General features: G+C 58.5%; 15 protein-coding genes. 7 read left to right on the forward strand and 8 right to left on the reverse strand.

Translation table 11 applies throughout. From position 1 onward, the window contains the following. Window positions 1-35: 35 nt before the first annotated feature. The 3 genes from pfkA to cpxP all read right to left on the reverse strand — a co-directional run bounded on the left by pfkA (window position 36) and on the right by cpxP (window position 2,721). The gene (pfkA, locus tag ENTCL_RS21800) at window positions 36-998 is read right to left on the reverse strand and encodes a 6-phosphofructokinase (protein ID WP_013368284.1); all 963 of its coding nucleotides are present in this window, start codon (window positions 996-998) and stop codon (window positions 36-38) included. A gap of 176 nt (window positions 999-1,174) precedes the next feature. Next, window positions 1,175-2,089, reverse strand: coding sequence for a CDF family cation-efflux transporter FieF (fieF, locus tag ENTCL_RS21805; protein ID WP_013368285.1), 915 nt, complete (start codon window positions 2,087-2,089; stop codon window positions 1,175-1,177). A 128-nt stretch (window positions 2,090-2,217) separates the two neighbouring features. Then, entirely contained in the window at window positions 2,218-2,721 is a 504-nt protein-coding gene (gene cpxP / locus ENTCL_RS21810; protein ID WP_013368286.1) for a cell-envelope stress modulator CpxP, read from the reverse strand. Window positions 2,722-2,871: 150 nt separating this feature from the next. On the opposite strand from cpxP, the gene cpxR reads away from it, so the two are divergent. Next, on the forward strand, window positions 2,872-3,570 hold the full coding sequence (cpxR, locus tag ENTCL_RS21815) for an envelope stress response regulator transcription factor CpxR (RefSeq protein WP_013368287.1): 699 nt from the start codon (window positions 2,872-2,874) through the stop codon (window positions 3,568-3,570). Further along, the gene (cpxA, locus tag ENTCL_RS21820; protein WP_013368288.1) at window positions 3,567-4,940 is read left to right on the forward strand and encodes an envelope stress sensor histidine kinase CpxA; all 1,374 of its coding nucleotides are present in this window, start codon (window positions 3,567-3,569) and stop codon (window positions 4,938-4,940) included. Before cpxR ends, cpxA begins: the two co-directional genes overlap by 4 nt. Window positions 4,941-4,988: 48 nt before the next feature. On the opposite strand, the gene yiiM is transcribed toward cpxA, so the two are convergent. Beyond that, window positions 4,989-5,663, reverse strand: a complete 675-nt coding sequence (gene yiiM / locus ENTCL_RS21825; protein ID WP_013368289.1) for a 6-hydroxyaminopurine reductase — start codon at window positions 5,661-5,663, stop codon at window positions 4,989-4,991. A 144-nt stretch (window positions 5,664-5,807) separates the two neighbouring features. Here yiiM and ENTCL_RS21830 point away from each other — a divergent pair, with 144 nt between their 5' ends. Then, the gene (locus ENTCL_RS21830; protein WP_013368290.1) at window positions 5,808-6,701 is read left to right on the forward strand and encodes a dihydrodipicolinate synthase family protein; all 894 of its coding nucleotides are present in this window, start codon (window positions 5,808-5,810) and stop codon (window positions 6,699-6,701) included. 721 nt (window positions 6,702-7,422) lie between these two features. Here the strand turns inward: ENTCL_RS21830 and kdgT are convergent. Beyond that, window positions 7,423-8,406 (reverse strand): 2-keto-3-deoxygluconate transporter, encoded by a 984-nt coding sequence (gene kdgT, locus ENTCL_RS21835; RefSeq protein ID WP_013368291.1) that lies wholly within the window; start codon window positions 8,404-8,406, stop codon window positions 7,423-7,425. Window positions 8,407-8,686: 280 nt separating this feature from the next. Beyond that, window positions 8,687-9,307, reverse strand: coding sequence for a superoxide dismutase [Mn] (gene sodA / locus ENTCL_RS21840; RefSeq protein WP_013368292.1), 621 nt, complete (start codon window positions 9,305-9,307; stop codon window positions 8,687-8,689). Window positions 9,308-9,595: 288 nt separating this feature from the next. Between sodA and rhaT the strand changes: the two genes are divergently transcribed. Next, window positions 9,596-10,630: an L-rhamnose/proton symporter RhaT gene (gene rhaT / locus ENTCL_RS21845; protein ID WP_013368293.1), complete on the forward strand. Its 1,035-nt coding sequence runs from the start codon at window positions 9,596-9,598 to the stop codon at window positions 10,628-10,630. On the opposite strand, the gene rhaR is transcribed toward rhaT, so the two are convergent. Both rhaR and rhaS read right to left on the reverse strand, forming a co-directional pair. Next, a complete protein-coding gene (gene rhaR / locus ENTCL_RS21850; protein ID WP_013368294.1) occupies window positions 10,565-11,479 on the reverse strand; it encodes an HTH-type transcriptional activator RhaR in 915 nt (304 codons plus the stop codon). The two genes, rhaT and rhaR, sit on opposite strands and share 66 nt — an antisense overlap. A 73-nt stretch (window positions 11,480-11,552) precedes the next feature. Continuing rightward, window positions 11,553-12,389 (reverse strand): HTH-type transcriptional activator RhaS, encoded by an 837-nt coding sequence (rhaS, locus tag ENTCL_RS21855; protein WP_013368295.1) that lies wholly within the window; start codon window positions 12,387-12,389, stop codon window positions 11,553-11,555. A 301-nt stretch (window positions 12,390-12,690) separates the two neighbouring features. On the opposite strand from rhaS, the gene rhaB reads away from it, so the two are divergent. The 3 genes from rhaB to rhaD all read left to right on the forward strand — a co-directional run bounded on the left by rhaB (window position 12,691) and on the right by rhaD (window position 16,344). Next, window positions 12,691-14,157, forward strand: coding sequence for a rhamnulokinase (rhaB, locus tag ENTCL_RS21860; protein ID WP_013368296.1), 1,467 nt, complete (start codon window positions 12,691-12,693; stop codon window positions 14,155-14,157). Then, window positions 14,154-15,413, forward strand: a complete 1,260-nt coding sequence (locus ENTCL_RS21865) for an L-rhamnose isomerase (protein WP_013368297.1) — start codon at window positions 14,154-14,156, stop codon at window positions 15,411-15,413. The genes rhaB and ENTCL_RS21865 overlap by 4 nt, the downstream gene beginning before the upstream one ends. A 100-nt stretch (window positions 15,414-15,513) precedes the next feature. Then, window positions 15,514-16,344, forward strand: coding sequence for a rhamnulose-1-phosphate aldolase (rhaD, locus tag ENTCL_RS21870; protein ID WP_044612208.1), 831 nt, complete (start codon window positions 15,514-15,516; stop codon window positions 16,342-16,344). Window positions 16,345-16,352 lie beyond the last annotated feature (8 nt).

Below are 16,352 nucleotides of genomic sequence, written 5' to 3' on the forward strand. Positions count from 1 at the left end.
TCGCTGAGAAGGCTTTTTTTTCATCTTCGCGCCAATCAGTACAGCTTTTTCGCGCAGTCCAGCCAGTCGGTCTTGAACGGACGCTTCATGTTTTCGATAGCGTCGATGATGTCATGGTGCACCAGTTTCTCGTTCTGGATGCCGACGCAGCGGCCGCCGTGGCCCTGCAGCAGCAGGTCGATAGCGTACGCGCCCATGCGGGACGCCAGAATACGGTCGTACGGGCACGGAGAACCGCCGCGCTGGATGTGGCCGAGAACGGTCGCGCGGGTTTCACGCTTGGTTTCGGTTTCGATGTACTTCGCCAGCTCGTCAACGTCGCAGATGTGCTCTGTGATAGCGACGATCGCGTGTTTTTTCCCTTTCGCAATACCGGCTTTGATTTCAGCGACCAGATCTTCACGGCTGAACTCGACTTCAGGCACCACGACGAACTCACAGCCGCCCGCAATGGCCGCCGCCAGGGTCAGGTCGCCGCAGTAGCGGCCCATCACTTCAACGATGGAGATACGCTGGTGAGAAGAAGAGGTGTCGCGCAGACGGTCAATCGCTTCCACGACGGTACCCAGCGCGGTGAAGAAGCCGATGGTGTAGTCGGTGCCCTTGATGTCGTTATCGATAGTGCCCGGCAGGCCAACGCACGGGAAGCCCATTTCGGTCAGGCGCTTGGCGCCCATATAGGAACCGTCACCGCCGATAACCACCAGCGCGTCCAGGCCGCGCTTTTTCATGTTTTCGATAGCCACAGCGCGAACTTTTTCGTCGCGGAATTCCGGGAAACGCGCAGAGCCCAGGAAGGTGCCGCCGCGGTTGATCATGTCGGACACGCTGTAGCGGTCGAGCTGCACCATACGATCTTCATACAGACCGAGGTAGCCATCATAGATACCAAAAACTTCCAGACCTTCCGAAAGCGCTGCGCGTACAACGCCACGGATTGCTGCGTTCATACCCGGGGCATCACCGCCGCTTGTCAACACACCGATTTTCTTAATCATGACTACCTCTGAACTTAGGAATGCAAATATAGAGTCTGTTTGCCCGAAGCGCTCCCCACCGGGAGTGAACGATACGTATAAGTACAAATAGTATATCAAGCGCTTCGTGCTGAATTGATTCAGGTCAGGCTAACTGGCGGTAATTTATCCAAAAAAAGCCCGACCGGTCCACATTTTTACAACGAATTACGAAAGTCCAAAAAGCCCTGCCGCCCCTGCGGCACCACCGAGCACGGATCCTGATGGATAATGACATCAGATCCCGGAAAGCGCAGCAATATTGCCTGTTCTACCTGCTCGGCCACAAGATGCGCTTGCACCAACGGCAGGTTATCTTCCATTTCCAAATGAATCTGAATAAAGCGGGTCGGCCCTGACTGCCGCGTTCGAAGGTCATGCGCGCCGCGCACGCCTGGCCAGCCGGTCACGATGTTGATGATTTGCTGGCGTTCCTCATCCGGTAGTGCGCGATCCAGCAACGATTGCACCGCTTCGTAACCCATGCGTAATGCACTATATAAAATATAGACGCCAATCCCCAGAGCAAACAGTGCGTCCGCGCGATGCCAGCCGTACCAGGAGAGCCCCAACGCCACCAGAATAGCGCCGTTCATCATAACATCGGACTGATAATGGAGCATATCGGCGCGCACCGCCTGGCTTTGCGTCTTATGCACCACCCAGCGCTGAAACGTCACCAGCACCAGAGTGCAGATCAGCGCGACCACCGTCACTATCATCCCGACGCCGGGCTCGTTCATCGGCTGGGGCGTAATCAGGTGCAGGATCCCCGTGAGGAACAAAAACAGCGCCGAACCGGAAATAAACATGCTTTGCGCCAGCGCCGCCAGCGACTCCGCCTTGCCGTGACCAAAGGTATGATCTTCATCGGCTGGCTGTAACGAGTAGCGCACCACCAGCAGGTTGGTCAACGAGGCCGCAATATCCACCAGCGAGTCCACCAGCGCCGCCAGAATACTGACCGACCCGGTGTACCACCACGCAAAAATTTTGATCACCAGTAACGAAGACGCCATCACCGTCGCCGCGATGGCCGCGCGGCTGACCAGACGGCCATAAGATTGAATCATAAACACTCCTGCTGTCATCTGCGGGTAGTATAGCGGAATTCGATAGCAGGAAATTGCGGGCAAAAAAAACCCCCACATCATGTGGGGGAAGACAGGGATGGTGTCTATGGCAAGGAAAACAGGGTTTGTTACTGGGTACGTCGGGTACTGCTACTACTCAATAAGGTGCTGGTTGAGTCTTGCTGCATCCGTGCGACCTCACGCAACTGATCCATTCGTTGCTGGTGCTTCTCGTTCAAAACCGCTTGCTGCTCGGGCGTTAACAGGCGATACATCTGGTTGCGCACTCTCGCCATTTCAACCTGGCGGGCAACCATCTCCTGCGCCATTTTTTCTGCCTGAGCGCGGACAGCAGTTTCATCAAATTTATCTGCGGTGACAAGGCGGTGCATTGTCTCCATTTCGCTAACATCAACAGGCGGTTGGTCGTGCCGCGCACGTTGCATAAGATCCCGCATCTGTTGGCGCTGATGTTCGGTTAAACTTATGCCGTCAAACATATGGCTCTGGCTGCTGCGCTGCATATCCACTTCGGTGGGTTGCCAGTTAACGCCGGTGACGACTTCAGCAGCCTGGCAATACGCAGTGAGCGCCAGTGTTGAGGCCATGACGGCAGCGGTAACTTTGCGCATCACTTGCTCCCAAAAACTTTTGTGTCGCGATTCAACGAGAGACAGTCTACGATTCAGGCTGCAAACATGCGTCAGGGGGTGTAAAACAACGTAAAGCCATGGATTAACGAGCCTTGATGACGTAATTTCTGCCTCGGAGGTATTTAATCAATGAATAAAATCCTGTTAGTTGATGATGACCGGGAGCTCACCTCCCTGTTGAAGGAATTGCTTGATATGGAAGGCTTTAACGTGCTCGTTGCCCATGACGGGGAGCAGGCGCTGGCGCTTCTTGATGACAGCATTGACCTGCTTTTGCTCGACGTGATGATGCCGAAGAAAAACGGTATTGATACGCTTAAAGAGCTTCGCCAGACACACCAGACGCCGGTAATTATGCTGACCGCGCGCGGCAGCGAACTGGATCGCGTCCTCGGCCTTGAGCTGGGCGCGGACGACTATTTGCCAAAACCGTTTAACGATCGCGAGCTGGTCGCGCGTATTCGCGCCATTCTGCGCCGTTCTCACTGGAGCGAGCAGCAGCAAAATACCGAAACCGGTTCGCCGACGCTGGAAGTCGACGCCCTGAGCCTCAACCCGGGCCGCCAGGAAGCCAGCTTCGACGGCACCACGCTTGAGCTAACCGGCACCGAGTTCACGCTGCTGTACCTGCTGGCGCAGCATCTCGGCCAGGTGGTTTCCCGCGAACACCTGAGCCAGGAAGTGCTGGGCAAGCGCCTGACGCCGTTTGATCGCGCTATCGACATGCACATCTCCAACCTGCGCCGTAAGCTGCCGGAGCGGAAAGATGGTCATCCCTGGTTTAAAACCCTGCGCGGCCGCGGTTATCTGATGGTGTCCGCTTCATGATAGGAAGTTTGACAGCACGCATCTTTGCCATTTTCTGGTTAACCCTGGCACTGGTGCTGATGCTGGTGCTGATGCTGCCGAAGCTTGATTCGCGCCAGATGACCGAGCTTCTGGACAGCGAACAGCGTCAGGGGCTGATGATTGAACAACACGTTGAAGCTGAGCTGGCGAACGACCCACCCAACGATTTGATGTGGTGGCGTCGCCTGTTCCGCGCCATCGATAAGTGGGCGCCGCCGGGGCAACGCCTGCTGCTGGTGACCAGCGAAGGCCGCGTGATCGGCGCAGAACGCAACGAAATGCAGATCATTCGTAACTTTATCGGCCAGTCCGATAACTCGGATCATCCGCAGAAAAAACGCTACGGCCGGGTGGAAATGGTCGGGCCGTTTTCCGTTCGCGATGGGGAAGACAACTACCAGCTGTACCTGATTCGTCCGGCGAGCACGTCGCAATCCGATTTTATCAACCTGCTGTTTGACCGCCCTCTGCTGCTGCTGATCGTCACGATGCTGGTCAGTTCTCCGCTGCTGCTCTGGCTGGCGTGGAGCCTGGCGAAACCGGCGCGCAAGCTGAAGAATGCCGCCGATGAAGTCGCTCAGGGCAACCTGCGTCAGCATCCTGAACTAGAGGCCGGGCCGCAGGAGTTTCTCGCCGCGGGCGCGAGCTTCAACCAGATGGTGACGGCGCTGGAGCGGATGATGACCTCGCAGCAGCGTCTGCTGTCGGATATCTCTCACGAGCTGCGCACGCCGCTTACGCGCCTGCAGCTGGGCACCGCCCTGCTGCGTCGCCGGGCCGGCGAGAGCAAAGAGCTGGAGCGAATCGAGACCGAAGCCCATCGTCTGGACAGCATGATCAACGATCTGCTGGTGATGTCGCGCAATCAGGCGAAAAACGCGCTGGTCAGCGAAACGATAAAAGCCAACCAGATCTGGAACGAGGTGCTGGACAACGCCGCGTTTGAGGCTGAACAGATGGGTAAATCGTTCACCGTGGAGTACCCGCCGGGGCCATGGCCGCTGTACGGCAACCCGAACGCCCTGGAGAGCGCGCTGGAGAACATCGTGCGCAACGCCCTACGCTACTCGCACACCAAAATCTCGGTCAGCTTCTCGGTAGATAAAGACGGTATAACCGTTAACGTCGATGACGACGGTCCTGGCGTAAGTCCGGAAGACAGGGAGCAGATTTTCCGTCCGTTCTACCGGACCGACGAGGCCCGCGATCGCGAATCCGGCGGCACCGGGCTGGGCCTGGCGATTGTCGAAACCGCCGTTCAGCAGCACCGCGGCTGGGTGAAAGCCGACGACAGCCCGCTGGGCGGTCTGCGGTTAACCATCTGGCTGCCGCTGTACAAGCGTTCGTAGCGCCCTCTTAACCCTCTCCGGCAAAGGAGAGGGTTAAGGCGATGGCCGTTATTTCCCCCACAGCCGCCGCGAATTATCCTCAATCACTCCGCTTATCCGCCGCTTTTGCATGGTACGCGCCCAGCTCACCGACAGCCCCGCTGCCGACAGCAGACGGTGGTACCGATCGTCATCAAACGGCATATGCCAGGCAATGGCCGCCGCCTCATAGACCGACACATCGCTCAGGCGCGACGCCAGCTCCAGCGGCTGTTCGCTGGACACCGGCCCGCCGGCAATCACCCGGTACAGCCAGCCCACCCGCCCGCTGTTTTGCATCAACGACGATATATCGCTGATGCCGAAATGATAGTTGAGCTTAAAGCACGGCGAGCGCGGCTGGGTTACCTGAATCAGCGCGCCGCCCCAGCGAAAAATATCGCCGATATAGACATTTTTCTCCGTCAGCCCTTCGGTGGACAGATTCTCGCCAAACGCCGGGGCGAAAAAGAGGTCGGCCTGCTCAGGAAATTCGCGCGCCCAGTCCGCATAGTGCTCCCGCGGGTAGTGGCACAGCGCCCGATCGGGGCCGCCGTGCCAGGCTTTTTCCGCCTGCTCATCGCCAGCCAGACCGGCATCGGTCAGCGTCAGCTCGCCGTCCACCTGAACTTTGCCGATAGCGCTTGGCCTGCTGCCCGTATATTCGCGTACGCGGCCCGTAAATACTTCAACCGGATAATGCATCTTCCCTCCCCTGGCATCGACGTCATTCACTCTATTTTTGCATACAAACTGCGCAAAATGCGACATGCGTAAACCTGCCGCTGCGATATTCATGGTATCCATTAATGAAAATAAAACACCATTTCATTATAAGGAGTTAACGACGTGACCAGTCCTCTTCGTTTTACCGGCGTATGGTGTCCCTCGATTACCCCCATGGACAGTGAAGGCGGCATTGATTTTGACGGTCTGGCGCAGCATCTTGCGCGGCTGACCGAGGCCCGCATCGACGTCATTCTGCTGATGGGTAGCATCGGCGAGTTCGCCTCGCTGTCGCTGGAGGAACGTATTACGCTCATCCGCAAGGCGCGGGCCATGTCGCCGCTGGCGATGGTCGCCAACGTGTCATCCACCTGCTTTAGCGACGTGCTGCTGATGGCTAAGGAGGCCAGACAGGCGGGATATGACGCGGTGATGGTGCTGCCGCCTTACTACTACGGCCAGACCGCAGGCCAGGTGCTGAGCTATTTTCGTCACGTTGGCGAGCGGCTGGAGGGAAAATGGTTCGCCTACAACTTCCCGGCCCGTACCGGGTGCGATATTACGCCGGACATCGCCGCGACGCTTGCCGCCGAGTTCCCGCACTTTGCGGGCATTAAGGACACCGTGGACTGCCAGTCCCACACCCGCAGCATCATCCTCGCCACCCAGGATATCCGTCCGGATTTCGCGGTGCTGTCAGGCTATGACGAGTACTTTATTCCCAACCTGATGGCGGGCGGCGCGGGCGTCATTTCCGGTCTGAACAACGTAATGCCGGAGCTGTTCGTCAAAGCGCGGGAAGCCTGGCAACAGGGCGATCAGCACGCGCTGACCCACGCCCAGCGCGATATTGGCCGCTATATGGCCATCTATGCCATTGGCGATGACTTCGTCACCACCATCAAAACCGTCGTATCGCGCAAGTTCGGCTACTGCACCCCGACATCGCGCAACGCGGGCAGCGCGCTGAGCCCAGAGCAGGTGCAGCAGGTTGACCGCCAGTTCGGCATCCGATAAAACGCAAAAAGCCTCACATTGTGAGGTAATGCTTGTCGGTTAAGCACTGCAGGTTGTTCCGTTCACCTGATGACCTGCAGACGCTGAGGCTTCACATCCTGTGAACGGGACAAGGGGGCCACCACGGCCCCCTTGCCAATCCCCGTGGCCCCGCGACGAAATCGGTGCTTCGCACTACGCTCACCTCCCGACCGTCTACCTGCGGTCGGCTCCATTCGACATCCTGTCTCATGTCGCCTCTGGCCGCCTTCCCTGGCGTCCAGACCTTGTCATCCGGTCTCCGGTTCGCCGATTTCAGCGGGGACTCAACACCCGTGCCCCATGCAGGCGAAGAAGAAGCCGGAGGGAACGGGAGGTCCGGCTGAAAACCGCCGAGACGTTTGCGACTGGCCGGGGCCGCCCGCCGGGAGCGGGCGGAGGGTGCGCGGCACAGGGATGTGACGTCGTACCCGACCCGAAAGCCAGACGCAATAAGTCGAGGGTACCGCGGAGCGGCGGTTTTCTTTGCCGGGAGCCGGGATTGTAAAGGGCGTGGCGGCGAACGCCCTTTACACGTTCACCGCAGTGAAACCGACAGGAAGCAGAGGAGGCTCAGTGAACGGAACGATTCCACTGCGTTTTCATAGGGGGACTTTTAAAGCAAAATAATGAATAAAAATTCATTATTTTGCTTAACTGATCGGCATTACACATTGTGAGGCTTTTTTATCGCTGGCCGGCGCTATTTTACCGTATGCCGCACGTCTATCCCGACCGCTGCGGATTTCACTTTGCGTGACCAGATGGAGGTGATTATCGGCACCAGAATCGAGGTAACGATAACCGATGTCGCCACCAGCGAGGTCGCCGCCGGTGCCATCGGTTTAAAGGCCGGCACCATTTCGGCAATCAGCACCGGCGTGGCCACCGCCGCCCCGGCGGAGCTGGACGCGGCAATGCCCGCCGTACCGTCGCCGCCGCCGATCAGCTTGTCGGCGATAATCAGCGGGATACCGGTCACGACAATCACCGCCAGGCCAAGCAGGATCCCCAGCAGGCCGGTCTGGGCGATCACGCTTAAATCAATGGTGTTGCCCAGCGCGAAGGCAAAGAACGGAATCAGCGTCTGCACCGCTTTGCCGAAGAACTCGCGCAGCTCCGGGTCGAGGTTGCCGAGCAGGAAGCCAATCAGGAACGGCAGCACCGCGCCGACGAACACGTGCGGCTCGAATGAGGCGATTCCGGCGGTGCCCAGGATGATCATCGTCATCAGCGGGCCGGACTCCAGGGACATCAGCACAAACGCTCCGGCCTCTTCTTTCGTGCCGTACTGCTGCATGATGGAGGCATACAGACCGCCGTTGGTCATGTCCATGCAGGCCACCAGCGCCAGCGTCGACAGTCCGGCGAAGAAACCGGCCTCTACGCCATGTTCCGGAATAATGCGCGATGCAACGGCCGCCACCACCCATGCCACCGCAATTTTAGTGACCACCAGGGTTCCGGACTTACGCAGCACGGTGCCGGTGGCGCTGAGCTTGATAGACGCCCCCATGCAGAAAAACCAGACCGCCAGAATCGGCACCGTTCCGGTGATCATGCCGTTGGTAAAGGAGCCAAAATACTTGCCCGCGCCCGGCGAAAAGGTATGGCACAGCGCGCCAAGAAACAGCGGCACCAGCATCATACCGCCGGGGATTTTTTCAATTGCACGTTTGATTTGCATTCCCACCACCATAATAACTTATTGTATAAGCTGAATTTTGTATTTTTCTGTCAATAACAAAACAGCGTTTCATCTGCATCACTGCAGAAAACAATAGTCGCAACAGGCCATGAGAACAGTGATCTTACGTACAAATTAAAACTCTATTTCATATTTATAGAATCAATGTTTTCATTGTTGATCCAGGTCACATCCGGCACGCAGAAGGCATAAAAAAACCCTGCTGACGTCAGCAGGGTTCGGGGATTGCCGCAGAGCAGTGGCTTAGCGCCGGGCAGCCTTATTTTTTCGCGGCGAAACGCGCTGCCGCTTCGTCCCAGTTCACGACGTCCCAGAACGCTTTAATGTAGTCCGGGCGACGGTTCTGGAATTTCAGGTAGTAGGCATGCTCCCAGACGTCGAGGCCCAGAATCGGGAAGCCGGATGCGCCGGAAATCGCCTCGCCCATCAGCGGAGAGTCCTGGTTCGCCGTGGAGACGACGGCCAGCTTGTCGCCTTTCAGTACCAGCCACGCCCAGCCGGAGCCGAAACGGGTCGCGGCCGCTTTTTCAAACTCCGCTTTGAAGCTGTCCACGGAGCCGAAATCGCGCTCGATAGCGGCCTTCAGGTCGCCCTGCAGGGTGGTGCCAGTTTTCAGGCCTTTCCAGAACAGGCTGTGGTTAGCATGGCCGCCCGCGTTGTTGCGCAGCACGGTTTTCTTGTCCGCCGGCAGCTTATCCAGCTGCGCGATCAGCGCTTCAGCAGAGAGGCTGGCGAACTCCGGCAGGCTTTCCAGCGCGGCGTTGGCGTTGTTGATATAGGCCTGATGGTGTTTGGTGTGATGGATTTCCATCGTCTGCTTGTCGAAGTGCGGCTCCAGAGCATCGTACGCATACGGCAGGGATGGCAGTGTATAACTCATAATCATCTCCATTGTTATCGGGCGGCTGGGTGTTAACGCCGCGTAAGCAGTTGGTTCATTATAGTTAATTAAATGATATTGAAAATGCTTATCAATGCCGTAGTTTTCATGGGGGTTTCACGGTCTGCATCAACGGCAATTTTGTGAGCCGGCTCAATGCATTTACGGGCTTTTTGCCAGTCATTTCGCTTACGCGGCAACCGCCGGAAGGTTAACCTGCTGACGAATTTTTACACTCATCACGTCAGATGAAAGATTCATCGACCTGAAACGATGAGGATAAAAACTATGAATCACGCGATTACGATGGGCATTTTCTGGCATTTGATAGGCGCAGCCAGTGCCGCCTGTTTCTATGCCCCTTTCAAGAAAGTGAAACACTGGTCCTGGGAAACGATGTGGTCGGTAGGCGGCGTGGTCTCCTGGCTCATTCTTCCCTGGGCTATCAGCGCCATGCTGCTCCCGGATTTTTGGGCCTACTACGGTTCGTTTAACGCCTCGACGCTGCTGCCGGTATTCCTGTTCGGCGCCATGTGGGGCGTAGGCAATATCAACTATGGCCTCACCATGCGCTATCTCGGCATGTCGATGGGGATCGGCATCGCCATTGGCATTACGCTTATCGTCGGTACGCTGATGACGCCGATTATCAACGGCAACTTTGATGTTCTGATCAATACCGAAGGCGGCCGGATGACGCTGCTCGGCGTTCTGGTTGCGCTGATTGGCGTCGGAATCGTCACCCGCGCCGGACAGCTCAAAGAACGCAAAATGGGGATCAGAGCGGAAGAGTTCAATCTGAAAAAAGGGCTGCTACTGGCCGTTATGTGCGGCATTTTTTCCGCAGGAATGTCATTCGCCATGAATGCCGCGAAACCGATGCACGAAGCGGCGGCGGCGCTTGGCGTCGATCCGCTGTATGTCGCGTTACCCAGCTATGTGGTGATCATGGGCGGCGGCGCGCTGGTCAACCTCGGCTTTTGCGTCATTCGTCTGGCAAAAATGCCGAATCTGTCGATAAAAGCCGACTTCTCGCTGGCAAAGCCGCTCATCATCAGCAATATTTTGCTCTCCGCGCTCGGCGGCCTGATGTGGTATCTGCAGTTCTTCTTTTATGCCTGGGGTCACGCCCGCATCCCGGCGCAATATGACTATATGAGCTGGATGCTGCATATGAGCTTCTACGTGCTGTGCGGCGGCCTGGTGGGGCTGGTGCTCAAAGAGTGGAACAATGCGGGTCGTCGTCCGGTGGGCGTGCTAAGCCTTGGCTGCGTGGTGATTATTATCGCCGCCAATATTGTCGGCCTCGGTATGGCGAACTGATCTCGCCATCGTTCGATGACGATGACGCCACTGCCCTGGCGTCATCCCCACCTCGCGGTTAAACACCACCGAAAAGTAATTGCTGTCCTCAAACCCGCACCGGTTGGCGATGTCGCCGATCAGCAGCTCTGAATGCTGCAGCAGATACTGCGCATGGCAAATGCGCAGCTGGCGCAGATAGTGATTGACGGTCATGCCGGTCTGGCTGCGAAACTGCTGGCGCAGGGCGCGCTCGCTGCACGCCTGTTCGGCGCAAAAGAGATCCAGCGTAAAGGTGCGATTGAGGCTGCCCGCCAGCGCGGTGATGAGCTTGTCGAGCAGCGCTTCGCTCTGGGTGGCGGCCTGGTTGTCCGTGGCGAAGCGGTGGCGGCGCAGCGTCGCCGCCAGCTGGGCGAACAGCAGCTCCGCCATCTCGTGGGCCAGCGGCTCATCCTTGTTGCTCTCCTGCTCCAGCAGGGCGATCACCTGCCGCGCCTGGGCCATCCCACTGCTGCCGATGCGCCAGTGGGGCATCCACGGCGTCCCAAACAACCCCGGGATATGCGCCGACCAGTCGACGTTAAGCCGCAGCCGGTCCGGACAGTAGATAATATTTTGCAGCGCCAGACCGTTGACCGACGCGTAGGAGTGCTTGTCTTCGGCGCGAATGTAGAACAGATCGCCGCGGGTAATGCGATAAGGACGGTCGTTAAGAAGATGTAAGCCGTTGCCGCGCCATACCAGCACCAGCTCGCAAAACTCGTGGGTATGCTCCGCAAAGACATTCTGCGGATAGCGATCGGCCACCGCCACCGCCTGGCGCGGTGAAGTGAAAAAATCGGCTTTACGAAGAATGAACTGACCGGTCACAGCGTAACCCCAACGGCGAATAGCCTGTCATTATTAGCCGTTTTACGGCCCCAAAACGGTGATTTTCCTCGCGTTACTGTAGCTGCGTGTCGCGTCCCTGGCGGATGTCGCGCGGCGACCAGCTAAACTCCCGGCGAAAAAGAGTCGAAAAGTGGTTACTGTCGCCGAAACCGCAGCGAAAGGCGATATCGGTAACGCTCTCATCGCTGTGGCGCAGCAGGTGCCGCGCTTTGGTCAACCGCACGCGGTTGAGGTAGCGCTGCGGCGTCAGGCCGGTGTGCTGCTTAAGCTGGCGGTGCAGAGTGCGCAACGAAAGCGAAAACCGCGCCGCCACGCGCTCCCAGCACACCTCCTCGGCGAAATGATCCTCAAGCCAGGCAATCAGATGGTTTAGCCGGGCGTCGTTATCGGTCATTTCCGCCGCCAGGCTGCTTTTACGCAGCACCAGCAGCAGCTGCATAAACAGGATTTCGCGCTGGGCGATGGTATGCACATCGCCGCAGTCATCAAACCGCTCCATCTGCTGCACGACGCCTCGCACCTGCTGCAGCGCCGTCTGGCTCACTCGCCAGTGCGACGGCCAGACGCCATCCTGCTCCTGCGGCAACAGCTTTTGCATCCCGGCAAGAAACTGGAAGGCGTCCGGCGCGCGGTACAGCACATTGGTCAGGCACAGGTTATCGGTGTGTTCATACAGATGCCGGTCGCTGTCGCGGACAAAACAGACCGTCCCGCCGCTGATGGTATAGGGCTGGCCGTTAAACACGTGGATGCCGGTACCGTGCTCAACAATCACAATTTCATGGAAATCATGATGGTGCTCAGGAAACGCGATCTGAGGAAGACGCGGCTCTATCGCAATGGGGGCGAACTCTGACGGAAAAAAATCCACGCTGTGCAGTATGGTCATAACGGCCTCCACCAGTGAGAAATAGTGTCAAAATAGTAATGGTCCGTTATCAACCTCACCTTCAAATTTCAGCAATAAAGCGCGCAAACCCTGCCTGTTTTTCAAGAAACGACAGGAAAAATCAGGAAATGCGCGCAGCATCACATCCCCATGAAACGGCATGATGACGGGGAATTGTGAGCTTTCTCACGTTCATCTTTGCTTTCTTGCCAGCCGTCATTTTCGACTGTCAGTGACGAGAAGGTGACTCGCTCCCGCGCTTTTTAGACTGTCCGTACTGACTATCAGAAGGACTCCTGCCATGACTTTTCGCCATTGTGTGGCTGTCGATTTAGGCGCATCCAGCGGACGCGTGATGCTGGCCCGCTATGACCGCGAACAGCGGACGCTGAATACCCGTGAAGTTCACCGTTTCACCAATACATTGCAGCATGTTGACGGCGTGGATTGCTGGGATGTCGACCGCCTGGAAGCGGAGATTCGCTGCGGCCTGCAAAAGGTCTGCAACGACGGCATCCTTATCGACAGCATCGGTATTGATACCTGGGGCGTGGATTACGTGCTGCTCGACCGGCACGGCGAGCGGGTGGGACCCGCGGTTTCCTACCGCGACCGCCGCACCCAGGGCGTGATGCAACAGGCGCAAACGCAGGTTGGCCGCGCGGAGATCTACCGCCGCAGCGGCATCCAGTTTTTACCCTTCAATACGCTGTATCAGTTTCGGGCGCTGGTAGAGCAACAACCGGAATGGGTGGATCGGGTGGCTCATGCGCTGCTTATGCCGGATTACTTCAGCTACCGCCTGACCGGCGCGATGAACTGGGAGTACACCAACGCCACGACCACCCAGATGGTCAATATCCACACCGATACCTGGGATGAGGATTTGCTCGCCTGGGCGGGCGTCCCCTCCCGCTGGCTGGGAACGCCAGCCCATCCGGGCAATGTGATCGGTCACTGGATTTGCCCGCAGGGCAACCGCATTCCCGTGGTGGCCGTCGCCAGCCACGATACCGCCAGCGCCGTCATTGCCGCGCCGCTGGCCGACCGCCACGCCGCCTGGCTGTCATCCGGCACCTGGTCGCTGATGGGTTTTGAAAGCAAAACGCCGCAGGTCTGCGAGCGGGCGCTGACGAACAACATCACCAACGAAGGCGGTGCGGAAGGCCGCTATCGGGTGCTGAAAAACATTATGGGGCTGTGGCTGCTGCAGCGGGTGCTGAAAGAGCAGAACATCAGCGATCTTTCCGCCCTGCTCGCCGACGCTGACGCCGTGCCGGTATGCCGCTTTGTCATTCACCCCAATCACGACCGCTTTATCAACCCGGCCAATATGAGCGCCGAAATTCAGGCCGCCTGCCGGGAAAGCCATCAACCTGCGCCAGAACGCCCGGCGGAGCTGGCTCGCTGCATCTTTGACAGCCTGGCGCTGCTGTATGCCCGCGTCCTGCAGGAGCTGGCCGAACTGCATGGCCAACCGTTCTCCCGGCTGCATATTGTCGGCGGTGGCAGCCAGAACCAACTGCTGAACCAGCTGTGCGCCGATGCCTGCGGCGTGACGGTCGTGTCAGGGCCGGTGGAAGCTTCCACCCTCGGCAATATCGGCGTGCAGCTGATGACGCTTGACGAACTGAATGACGTTGATGAATTCCGCCAGGTGGTCCGCGACACCCACGCGCTGACCGCCTGGACCCCGAATCCCAAAAGCGAAATTGCCCGCCGCGCCGCGCAGTTTCGGCCACAACCGACAAAGGAGCTTTGCGCATGACCACTCAACTTGAACAGGCCTGGGAACTGGCGAAACAGCGCTATGCCGCAACAGGCGTTGACGTCGAGGCCGCGCTGCGCCAGCTTGACCGCGTACCGGTATCGATGCACTGCTGGCAGGGCGATGACGTCGCCGGATTTGAAAACCCGCAAGGTTCGCTCACCGGCGGGATTCAGGCCACCGGCAACTATCCAGGGAAAGCGCGTAACGCCGCTGAGTTGCGCGCCGATCTCGAGCAGGCGATGAGCCTGATCCCTGGCCCCAAACGTCTGAATCTGCACGCCATTTATCTGGAATCCGACGCGCCGGTCGCGCGCAACGATATTAAGCCGGAGCACTTTAAAAACTGGGTGTCATGGGCGAAAACCCACGGGCTGGGGCTGGACTTTAATCCCTCCTGCTTCTCGCATCCGCTGAGCGCCGACGGTTTTACCCTCTCGCATGCTAACGACGAGATCCGCCAGTTCTGGATTGACCACTGCAAGGCCAGCCGCCGCGTCTCCGCCTGGTTCGGCGAGCAGTTGGGCACGCCGTCGGTGATGAATATCTGGATCCCGGACGGTATGAAGGACCTCACCGTCGACCGCTTTGCGCCGCGTAAGCGCCTGCTGGACGCGCTGGATGACGTGATGAGCGAAAAACTGAACCCGGCGCATCATATCGACGCCGTCGAGAGCAAGCTGTTTGGTATCGGCGCGGAGAGCTACACCGTCGGCTCCAACGAGTTCTATATGGGCTACGCCACCAGCCGCCAGACCGCGCTGTGCCTGGATGCGGGCCACTTCCATCCGACGGAGGTCATCTCCGACAAAATCTCGGCCGCCATGCTGTTTGTGCCGCGCCTGCTGCTGCACGTCAGCCGCCCGGTGCGCTGGGACAGCGATCACGTCGTCCTGCTGGATGATGAAACCCAGGCCATCGCGAGCGAAATCATCCGCCACGACCTGTTTGACCGCGTGCATATTGGCCTCGACTTCTTCGATGCCTCCATCAACCGCATCGCGGCATGGATTATCGGTACCCGCAACATGAAAAAAGCGCTGCTGCGCGCCCTGCTGGAGCCTACCGACGAGCTGCGTCAGCGGGAGCGGGACGGCGATTACACCGGGCGTCTGGCGCTGCTGGAGGAGCAAAAATCGCTGCCGTGGCAGGCGGTCTGGGAGATGTACTGCCAGCGTCACGATGTTCCGGCAGGCCGCCAGTGGCTGGACAACGTGCGCGCGTATGAGAAAGACGTTCTGGCCAATCGTAAGTAAACACCATCGCCCGGCGGCGCTTTGCTTGCCGGGCCTACAGGTACAGAGTAGGCCGGGTCAGCGCAGCGCCACCCGGCATTTTCACAGGAAGCACAACATGATGCAGACTATCACCCATTCCTGGTTCGTCCAGGGGATGATTAAAGCCACCTCTGACGCCTGGCTGAAAGGCTGGGACGAGCGCAACGGCGGCAACCTGACGCTGCGGCTGGATGAGGCGGATATCGCGCCGTTTAGCGCCGATTTTTCCGAAAAACCGCGCTATATCGCGCTGAGCCAGCCGATGCCGCAGCTTGCCAATACGCCGTTTATCGTGACCGGCTCCGGCAAATTTTTCCGCAACGTGCAGCTCGACCCGGCGGCAAACATCGGCGTGATAAAGATCGACAGCGACGGCGCGGGCTACCACATTCTTTGGGGACTCACCGACGACGCGGTGCCGACGTCCGAACTGCCGGCGCACCTGCTCTCCCACTGCGCGCGCATCAGGGCCACCGGCGGCAAGGACCGCGCGATCATGCACTGTCACGCCACCAACCTGATTGCGTTGACCTATGTACTGGAAAACAACCGCGACCTCTTCACCCGCAAGCTGTGGGAGGGCAGTACCGAATGCCTGGTGGTCTTCCCGGATGGCGTCGGCATTCTGCCATGGATGGTGCCGGGCACCGACGAGATAGGCCAGTCCACCGCGACTGAAATGCAGCAACATTCTCTGGTGCTGTGGCCGTTTCACGGCGTGTTCGGCAGCGGCCCGACGCTTGACGATGCCTTTGGCCTTATCGACACCGCCGAGAAATCCGCCGATGTGCTGGTGAAAGTCTATTCCATGGGCGGAATGCAGCAGACTATCAGCCGACAGGCGCTGATTGCGCTGGCGCAGCGCTTCAGCGTGACGCCGCTGCAGTCGGCGCTAGACCTCTACCATTAAGGATATCC

The sequence above is a fragment of the [Enterobacter] lignolyticus SCF1 genome (assembly GCF_000164865.1).
GTDB lineage: Bacteria > Pseudomonadota > Gammaproteobacteria > Enterobacterales > Enterobacteriaceae > Enterobacter_B > Enterobacter_B lignolyticus.